Annotated in this window: 10 protein-coding genes; 5 read left to right on the top strand and 5 right to left on the bottom strand. The window is 65.2% G+C overall.

The window, feature by feature from the left end; translation table 11 throughout:
- Positions 1–23: 23 nt before the first annotated feature.
- On the bottom strand, positions 24–422 hold the full coding sequence (locus tag V1479_RS10440) for an SDR family NAD(P)-dependent oxidoreductase (protein WP_368802821.1): 399 nt from the start codon (positions 420–422) through the stop codon (positions 24–26).
- 99 nt (positions 423–521) lie between these two features.
- Between V1479_RS10440 and V1479_RS10435 the strand changes: the two genes are divergently transcribed.
- Entirely contained in the window at positions 522–1,175 is a 654-nt protein-coding gene (locus V1479_RS10435; protein ID WP_368802820.1) for a TetR/AcrR family transcriptional regulator, read from the top strand.
- On the opposite strand, the gene V1479_RS10430 is transcribed toward V1479_RS10435, so the two are convergent.
- A complete protein-coding gene (locus tag V1479_RS10430; protein ID WP_368802819.1) occupies positions 1,147–1,554 on the bottom strand; it encodes a DUF2000 family protein in 408 nt (135 codons plus the stop codon). The genes V1479_RS10435 and V1479_RS10430 overlap by 29 nt on opposite strands.
- Before the next feature lie 30 nt (positions 1,555–1,584).
- On the opposite strand from V1479_RS10430, the gene V1479_RS10425 reads away from it, so the two are divergent.
- Positions 1,585–2,448 carry an AraC family transcriptional regulator gene (locus V1479_RS10425; protein WP_368802818.1) on the top strand — a complete coding sequence of 288 codons (864 nt, stop codon included), beginning with the start codon at positions 1,585–1,587 and terminating at the stop codon, positions 2,446–2,448.
- A 15-nt stretch (positions 2,449–2,463) separates the two neighbouring features.
- Here V1479_RS10425 and V1479_RS10420 read toward each other — a convergent pair whose 3' ends face one another.
- Together V1479_RS10420 and V1479_RS10415 are read right to left on the bottom strand one after the other, a co-directional pair.
- Positions 2,464–2,754, bottom strand: coding sequence for an Atu4866 domain-containing protein (locus tag V1479_RS10420; RefSeq protein ID WP_368802863.1), 291 nt, complete (start codon positions 2,752–2,754; stop codon positions 2,464–2,466).
- A 64-nt stretch (positions 2,755–2,818) separates the two neighbouring features.
- Positions 2,819–2,959: a hypothetical protein gene (locus V1479_RS10415; protein ID WP_173190697.1), complete on the bottom strand. Its 141-nt coding sequence runs from the start codon at positions 2,957–2,959 to the stop codon at positions 2,819–2,821.
- Positions 2,960–3,166: 207 nt separating this feature from the next.
- On the opposite strand from V1479_RS10415, the gene V1479_RS10410 reads away from it, so the two are divergent.
- Positions 3,167–4,084 carry an AraC family transcriptional regulator gene (locus V1479_RS10410; RefSeq protein ID WP_368802817.1) on the top strand — a complete coding sequence of 306 codons (918 nt, stop codon included), beginning with the start codon at positions 3,167–3,169 and terminating at the stop codon, positions 4,082–4,084.
- Between the two features lie 6 nt (positions 4,085–4,090).
- On the opposite strand, the gene V1479_RS10405 is transcribed toward V1479_RS10410, so the two are convergent.
- Complete coding sequence (locus tag V1479_RS10405; protein ID WP_173190693.1) at positions 4,091–4,801, bottom strand: nitroreductase; 711 nt, start codon at positions 4,799–4,801, stop codon at positions 4,091–4,093.
- A 183-nt stretch (positions 4,802–4,984) separates the two neighbouring features.
- Here V1479_RS10405 and V1479_RS10400 point away from each other — a divergent pair, with 183 nt between their 5' ends.
- Positions 4,985–7,438 carry a GcvT family protein gene (locus V1479_RS10400; RefSeq protein ID WP_368802816.1) on the top strand — a complete coding sequence of 818 codons (2,454 nt, stop codon included), beginning with the start codon at positions 4,985–4,987 and terminating at the stop codon, positions 7,436–7,438.
- Positions 7,439–7,457: 19 nt separating this feature from the next.
- Positions 7,458–8,642 carry a pyridoxal phosphate-dependent aminotransferase gene (locus V1479_RS10395; protein ID WP_368802815.1) on the top strand — a complete coding sequence of 395 codons (1,185 nt, stop codon included), beginning with the start codon at positions 7,458–7,460 and terminating at the stop codon, positions 8,640–8,642.
- Positions 8,643–8,806 lie beyond the last annotated feature (164 nt).

Raw genomic sequence — 8,806 nt, 5'->3', positions numbered from 1 at the left:
CCGGCGGAAGCCGAGGAACGCTACTACGCCATGCTGGAAGAACCAGCCATGGCCGCGTGACTCAAAAGAAACGGCCTCCGGCAAACCCGGGGCGGTTCAAAATCCTCCAGCGTGAGTTCTTCGATCGACGCCTCTTCATAGATCCCGGCGCTGTTGACGAGGATGTCGAGCCCGCCGAACGTCTTCGCTGCCTTTTCAATGGCGGCTCGTACCGATTCCGGATCGCGGTTGTCGGCCTGTATCGCCATGGCGCGGCGGCCTTCGGCTTCGACCGCGCCGGCGACTTGGCCCGCCTTCTCCGCGGAGCGGGCGTAGGTGAAGGCAATGTCGGCGCCTTCCGCCGCCAGCCGTCGCACGATCGCAGCCCCGATGCCGCGGCTGCCGCCAGTCACGAACGCTTTCTTGCCTGCCAGATTGGCCATTGGAATCTCCTTTTATGTATCAATCGATACATATCTCTCTCCACCTTGCGGTCACGCGTCAAGCGATTTATGTATTGATCGATAAAAAAGGAGCGAGGCATGGCCGAGAGAGGCAGGCCGCGAAAATTCGACCGCCAAGAAGCACTTGGACGCGCAATGGAGCTTTTCTGGCGAAAAGGCTTTGCCGGCGCCTCGCTTTCGGAGCTGACGGCGGCGATGGGCATCAATCCGCCGAGCCTCTATGCGGCTTTCGGCTCCAAGGAAGCGCTGTTTCATGAGGCGGTATCGCTTTATGGCCGCACGGAGTCGCCCGAGATCTGGCTTGCCGTGGAAGAAGCGCCGACCGCGCGCGAGGCTTTCGACGGTTTCCTGCGCGCGACGGCGTTTTCGTTCACCCAGCCGGACAAGCCGCACGGCTGCCTGATCGTGCTGGGCGCGCTGCACGCCGACGACACCGGCAGCGAGGCCGTCTGCGCGGCCCTGCGCAAGTTGCGCGCGGACAACGTCACCGATCTTGCCGCAAGGCTACGCCGGGCCGTGGACGAGGGAGAATTGCCGGCAGGCACCGACTGCGACGGCGTGGCCGCGTTCTACGTGACCGTGCAACAGGGCATGTCGATCCAGGCCCGCGACGGCGCCAGCCGCGAAACGCTGCTGGCGGTCGCGGACGGCGCGATGGCCGCATGGTACGGGCTGACGGGCGGGCGACCTGCTGCCGGCTCTGCTAGGGATGCAGCTTCGCGCCCTTGGTGATCTTGTCCACCAGCTTCCTGTCGGCGCGCAAGGCGAGACCGGCGATGCGAGCGTCGTCCGGCCCGGTCTCGGCGAAGACCGCGCGATTGGCGGCGTCGTGGCCGGTCGCAAACATCGCGTCCACATAGGCAGAGGCCTGGACGCCTCGCTCGATGGCGCGGGCATGTATCCTGGCCATCGTCGCGAGGTCGGCCGCCATCACGACAATCGGCTGGATGGACATCGCGTTGAAGACATTGTCCGCCTTGTCGCGGTAGGGTTCGCCGATTACCTCAGGTGATTGCGATGCGATGCCGGTGGACAGGAATGCCGTGACGTTGAGCTTCTGCCACATCGCCAGATCCTCGCGGACCACGATCGCTATCTTGGTGTTGAACATGCCTTTGACCTCTCAAACGGATAAAACCTCATGACCCGCCCCCTACCCGACGGCGAGGTGCTCGGTCTTGGACGTTTGTGCGGCGACGGGGCGCGCGACTGGATCCGTTCCGGCCAACCGGTGCGGGGGCTCGAGCGGATCGAGGCGCGCTTCGCCGGCGAAGGCTACGAGCCGCACCGCCACGACACCTACGCAATCGGCGTCACCATCGAGGGCGTGCAGACATTCCGTTATCGCGGCGTCTCGTGGCACAGCCTGCCGGGCGAGGTCGTCGTACTGCACCCGGACGAAATCCATGACGGCGGCGCAGGAACGGCGCATGGGCTGCGCTATCGCATGCTCTATCTCGACCCCGCGAGGCTGCTCGAGGCCGGCGGCAGTCATGCGGGCTTGCCCTTCGTGCCGGCCGGCGTGGTCGCCGACGCGCGGCTAAGCGCGATCGTCGCATCGATGCTTGCCGACCTCGACAACGAGATGGAGGACATCGCGCTCGACGACCGCATGGTGCTGCTGGCCGACGCGTTGGCCCTTCACGCCGGCCAGGAGCGCGCGCAGACATGCATCGTCGCGCGGGACGCCATCGCCCGCTGCTGCGCCTATCTGAAGGAAGACCACGAAACGGCGATCGGCTCGGCCGATCTGGAGCGTGTGAGCGGCCTCGACCGCTTTACGCTCGCCCGGCAATTCCGCCGCGCGCTCGGCACCAGCCCGCACCGTTATCTGGTGATGCGCCGGCTGGACCGGGCGAAACGCCTCATCGGCGAAGGGCAAAGTTTGGCCGACGCAGCCATCTCCTCGGGCTTCGTCGACCAGAGCCACATGAACCGTCATTTCAAGAAGGCGTTCGGCATGACGCCGGGCCGCTGGGCCGCGCTGTCACGCAGTGCGGCCTGATTGGCCGCATGAGGCTTATCTGCGCCGCATGACCATGCCGGCGTGATAGAGCACGCCATCGCGGAACTCGCCATCGGCCCGGAAGCCGGTATCGTCGAGATATTCGATGCGGCTGCCCTTTACCCAGTATTGCCCCTGATAGGCGCTTTCGCGATTGCCGCGGGCTTCATCATAGCGGCCGTTGGGCAGAAGCTCGTGGCGGATGCGGCCGTCTTCCGTCACCCACATGCCGACATAGGGATGCGTGGTTTCTTGCGTTGTCATGTTCGTCTCGTTTGCGGGATTGCCGAAGGCGCCGACGGTCATTGCGGCGATCGAAAGGAATGATGCCGCAAACAGGATCAGCGCGGGCGCGGCCGACTTGCAGCGCCTAGCCATTCATCCACCGTGAGGGCTTCGAGGAACGGAACAGCCGCGCCAGTGAGGCGAGCAGCGGCATGGTGACGACGATGCGGGGTCCGGTGTCGAGCGACCGCGGCAGGCGTCGGCGGGTGTCGTGTCTTCTTGTCATCGTGGATCTCCTTTCCGGCTCGACGCAGCCTCTGACGCTGCAATGGGTGCAACATGCCGCATCAAGGCGCCATCACGGTAGAACAGCTCTCCGCGATGATTGCACGATCCTCCGAATGTCCGTGAAAGCGTCTATTCACGCGTGATGGACGCTGATACATAGCGTGCAACACAAACTACCAGTGCTTCGTGAGAAAGGAGGCACGTCATGCAAGAAAACGCTTTTGCGCCGATCGGCGAGCTGGCGAAAGAAATTGCCCGATTCGCGCCCGTCGATGGCTGTCATACAACGCCAGTGCCGCGTCTTTCGCTTTTCCGGACATCGCAGGCGACCGCGCCGGTGCACGGCGTGCAGCACCCCGCGCTCTGCATTGTGGCGCAGGGTCGCAAGCAGGTTCTGCTGGGCGAGGACATGCTCACCTACGGCACCGGGCAGTGCCTGGTGATCTCGGTCGGCGTGCCGATGGCGGGCCAGGTGGTCGAAGCGACGCCGGACGCGCCGTATCTGTGCTTCAAGCTGGAACTCGACCCCGCGATGCTGGCGAGCCTGATCTTCGAGATGAGGCTGCCGCCTGTCGAGCGCTCGCGCGATCCGTTAGCGATCGCCGTGTCGGAGGCCGCACCGAGCCTCGCGGACGCAGCGCTTCGCCTCGTCAGGTTGCTGGGCGCGCCGGGTGACATCGCCATGCTGGCGCCGCTGATCGAGCGTGAAATCCTCTACCGGCTTCTGACGGGGCCGCAGGCAGGAAGGCTGCGCGAGATCGCCACCGGCGAAAGCCGCGCGCAGCAGGTGAGCCGCGCCATCGGCTGGCTGCAGGCCAATTTCACCGAGCCATTCCGCGCGGAAGTGCTGGCAACCGAGTCGCGCATGAGCCTGTCGTCGCTGCATTTTCACTTCAAGGAGGTGACGGGGCTGAGCCCGCTGCAATACCAGAAGCAGCTTCGGCTGCAGGAGGCGCGGCGGCTGATCCTAGCCGAAGCTCTGGACGCGGCATCGGCCGGCCACCGGGTCGGTTACGACAGCCCGTCGCAATTCAGCCGCGAATATAGCCGCCTGTTCGGCGCGCCGCCCCGGCGCGACATCGACCGGCTGCGCGCGGCGCCGGAGCGTTTCGTGGAGGTTTGAGGCGGGTCAGCGGACGAAGGTGACGAATTCGTCCAGCGGCGCGCGTTCGCTGCGCAGTGAATTCTCAGGCTTCGAGGCGTCCTCGTAGCCGAGCGCCATGCCGCACACGACGATCTCCTCGTCAGGAATGCCCAGAAGCGGCCTGATCTGGCGATGATAGGGCGCGAACGCCGCCTGCGGGCAGGTGTGCAGGCCCCTGCCCCGCGCCGCGATCATGATCGACTGCAGGAACATGCCGTGGTCGATCCACGAGCCCTGGTTGAGCCGGCGGTCGATGGTGAAGATCATGCCCACGGGCGCATCGAAGAAGACGAAGTTGCGGTCGTGCTGGGCGCGCATCCGGTCGGTGTCGCGGCGGCCGATGCCGAGCAGGCTATAGAGCGCGAAGCCGACGGCGCGCCGACGGGTCAGGTATGGCTCGAAGAACTGGTCGGGATAGTAGCGGTATTCGTCCCATGTGGCCTTTTCGGCACGCACGCCCGAGTTCAGGATCGCGTCGCTGAGCGCCTGCTTCTTGTCGCCGGTGACGACATACACCTTCCAGGGCTGCATGTTGGTACCAGACGGCGCGCGTGCCGCGACGCGCAGGATGTCCTTGACCGTCTCGTCGTCTACGGGGGTCGGAAGGAAGGCGCGGACCGAGCGGCGCGACGTCAGCGCCTCGTCCACGATTTCCTGCTCGTCGATGTCCTGCCTGTTGTTGTCGGGTGCCAGCATGCCCCAGCCTTTCGGTATGCGGTGCGGCGGAACCGCGCGCGAGCCCGCCAAATTTTCGCCCGGAATAGGCGAATCGCGGCCCGCAATCAAATTCTTTGGCACAAATGCGTGCATCCGCTTGTCTCTCCACCACGGGCCTGCATCGTGAAAAGCTCGCTGAAAAGAACAAAAAGAGGGGAAATGATGGCCGAACTGCCGGGACAGGCGCGCGTGGTGATCATCGGCGGCGGCGCTGTCGGTGTCTCGTCGCTCTATCATCTGGCGAAGGCCAGGTGGACCGACTGCGTGCTTCTGGAGAAGAACGAGCTGACCTCCGGCTCGACATGGCACGCGGCCGGCAACGTCCCGACCTTCTCCTCCTCGTGGTCGCTGATGAACATGCAGCGCTATTCGGCGGAGCTCTATCGCGGGCTGGCGGAAGAAGTCGGCTACCCGATGAACTACCACGTGACCGGCTCGATCCGCCTCGCCCACGGCAAGGAACGGGTGCGCGAGTTCCAGCGCGCGAAAGGCATGGGCCGCTATCAGGGCATGGAGATCGACATCATCGGGCCGGACGAGATCCGGTCGCGCTACCCGTTCATCGAGACGCACGAGCTGGAAGGCGCGCTCTACGACCCGAATGACGGCGACATCGACCCCGCGCAGCTCACGCAAGCGCTGGCCAAAGGCGCGCGCGACATGGGCGCGACGATCGTGCGCTTCTGCCCAGTGACGGCGGTGCGGCGCGAGCGCGGCGAATGGGTGGTGACGACCGAGAAAGGCGAGATCCGCTGCGAGAAGGTGGTGAATGCCGCCGGCTACCGCGCGGCTGAGGTCGGCAGGCTGTTCGGCCGCGACGTGCCGATGATGGTGATGAGCCACCAGTATATCCTGTTCGACGAGATCCCCGAGCTGAAGGCGTGGTCCGAAGGCGCCGGCCGCAAGCTGCCGCTCTTACGCGACGTCGACACGTCATATTATCTGCGGCAGGAAAAGTACGGCATGAATCTCGGGCCGTATGAGAAGAACTGCCGTGCCCACTGGGCCACGCCCAGCGACGAGATGCCGGACGATTTCTCGTTCCAGCTTTTTCCGGACGATCTGGAGCGGCTGGAATGGTATTTGAACGACGCGGTGGCGCGAGTGCCGATCCTCGGCACGGCGGGGCTTTCCAAGGTCATCAACGGGCCGATCCCCTATGCGCCGGACGGCAACCCGCTGATCGGGCCGATGCCCGGCGTGCCGGACGCGTTCGAGGCCTGCGTCTTCACCTTCGGCATCGCGCAGGCCGGCGGCGCGGGCAAGGTGCTGGCCGAATGGGTGACGGAGGGGGCCACCGAATGGGATATGTGGTCGTGCGACCCGCGCCGCTTCACGTCCTTTGCTGCCGACCGCGACTATGCTGTGGCGAAGGGCATGGAGGTTTATGGCCACGAATATGCGATCCACTTCCCGCGCCACGCATGGCCGGCGGGACGCGGGCGGAAGCTGTCGCCGATCCACGACCGGATCGCCGCGCTCGGCGCGCAGTTCGGGGCCTACAATGGCTGGGAGCGCGCCAACTGGTATGCGCATGAGGGCGACGACACTTCCGAGGCCGCAACGCAGACATTCGACCGCGAGGGGCCGTGGTTCGCCCGCATCCGCGAGGAATGCCACGCTGTGCGCGACGCGGCCGGCATCCTCGACCTGCCGGGGTTCTCGAGGTTCAGAGTGCAGGGCGAAGGCGCGCGCGACTGGCTCTCCTCGCTGATTACTGGCGCGGTGCCGAAGCCGGGACGGATCGGGCTCGCCTACTTCGCCGACGACAAGGGGCGCATCCAGACCGAGATGTCGGTGATGGCGCTGGCCGAAGATTTCTTCTTTCTCATCACCGCCGCGGTGGCAGAGCAGCACGATTTCGAATGGCTGCAGAATCACTTGCCGGCTGATGCTGAGATTTCGATTCAGAACGTCACTGACGCGTTTTCGTGCCAGATCCTCACCGGGCCGGCATCGCGCGCGATCCTGCAAGAGGTGACGCAAGCCGACCTGACGCAACCGTGGCTGACGCACCAGTCGGCGCAGATCGGCGAGCGCTGGTGCCAACTCGTGCGCGTGTCGTTCGCGGGTGAACTCGGCTGGGAAATCCACACCAAGGTCGAGGACACCGCCACGATCTTCGACGCTGTCTGGCAGGCCGGGCAGAAGCACGGGCTGAAACCGTTCGGCATGTTCGCGCTGGATTCGCTGCGGCTGGAAAAGGGCTACCGCGCATGGAAGGCGGAGCTTTCGACGGACTACACTGTGCTGCAAGGCGGGCTCGAGCGGTTCGTGCGCTGGGATAAGCCGGATTTTATCGGCAAGACTGCACTTCTCAATGAGAAGCAGGCCGGCGTGACCAGGCGCTTCGCGGTGCTGACCCTCGACGCGCCGGGACCGTGCGATGCGCCCTACATGTCGACGCTGTGGCATGACGGACAGATCGTGGGCGAGACGCTGTCAGGAGGCTACGGGCACAGGGTGGACAAGTCGATCGCGCTCGGCATGCTGCGCAGCGAGCTTGCTGTGCCCGGACAGGCTATCGAAATCGAGATATTCGGCGAGCGCTTCGCTGCCACCGTGCACGGCGATGGACCGCTCTGGGACCCGCAGAACCTGCGCCTGAAAAACTGAAACATAGACTGGACTCCCCATGCCCACACCTTCATCGCGCGTTTCCGGCATCACGCCCTCCGGCAAGGATGGCTGGGAGGTGCATTTCGAGGCGATGACACGCCATCAGGCCGGTGAGCCGATCATCATGCTGTCGGTCGGCGACCATGATTTCCATACTCCGGCCGAAACGGTGGAGGCCTGCGTGCGCGCGGTACGGGCTGGGCACCACCACTACACCCAGCTTCCGGGTATTCCGCGCCTGCGCGCGGCGATGGCGAAGGCGACGAGTGCGTGTACGGGAGTGGAGACATCGCCCGCGCAGATCCTATCGACGCCGGGCGGGCAGGCCGCGCTTTTTGCATCGGCACTTGCGACCTGTGACGCAGGCGATCACGCCATCATCGTGGCACCCTTCTATGCCACCTACCCGCCGACCTTCCGCGCCGCGCAGGTGGACATTTCGATCGTGGATGCGCACGCTGAGGACGGCTTCCAGCCGCAGGCAGCAGCCATCGAGGCGGCGATAACGCCGCGCACGCGGGCGATCCTGATCAACACACCGAACAACCCGACCGGCGCGGTCTATACGCACGAGACGCTGGAAGGCATCGCCGATGTGTGCCGGCGCCACGATTTGTGGCTGATTTCCGACGAGGTCTACTGGACGATCGCCGGCACGCGGAGGCACGTTTCGCCCCGCTCGCTGCCCGGCATGGAAGAACGCACGCTGGTGGTCAATTCGATGTCGAAGAGCCATGGCATGACGGGGTGGCGCATCGGCTGGCTGACCGGGCCGGAAGACTTCGTCACCATGCTCATCAGCCTCAACCTCGTCTCCACCTACGGGCTGCCGGACTTCATCTCGCGCGCGGCCGTCGACGCGCTGGAGAACGGCCACGGCGTCGCCGACATCGCCGAGCGCTACGCCAAGCGCCGGACCGTATTCCTCGACGCGATCCGGGGCATGAACGACGTGACGATGCGCGGCTCGGAAGGCGGCATGTATGTGATGCTCGACGTCTCGGCGCTGGAGCCCGACTGCGAGGCCTTCGCCTGGGCGCTGCTGGAAGCCGAAAAGGTTGCGGTGATGCCGGGTGGCAGCTTCGGCGACGCCGCGAAAGGCCATATCCGCATCAGCCTGTGCCAGCCGGACGAAGTGCTGCGCGAGGCGGCGACGCGGCTGAAACGGTTTGCAGGCAGCTACAAGCGGGACGCGGCGTGATGGCAACTACGAGCGTCTCGAGAGACATACCCCCACCCCTTACCCCTCCCCACAAGGGGGAGGGAGGACATCCACGCAGCGCCCACCCTTCCGCCAGCTGTCTAGCTGTAAGGAACAGCGCGACGCTGGCGTATCCCTCCCCCTTGTGGGGAGGGATAAAGGGT

This window comes from Neoaquamicrobium sediminum (assembly GCF_040970315.1).
Classification (GTDB): domain Bacteria; phylum Pseudomonadota; class Alphaproteobacteria; order Rhizobiales; family Rhizobiaceae; genus Aerobium; species Aerobium sediminum.
This window is presented reverse-complemented; position numbering and strand designations above follow the sequence as displayed.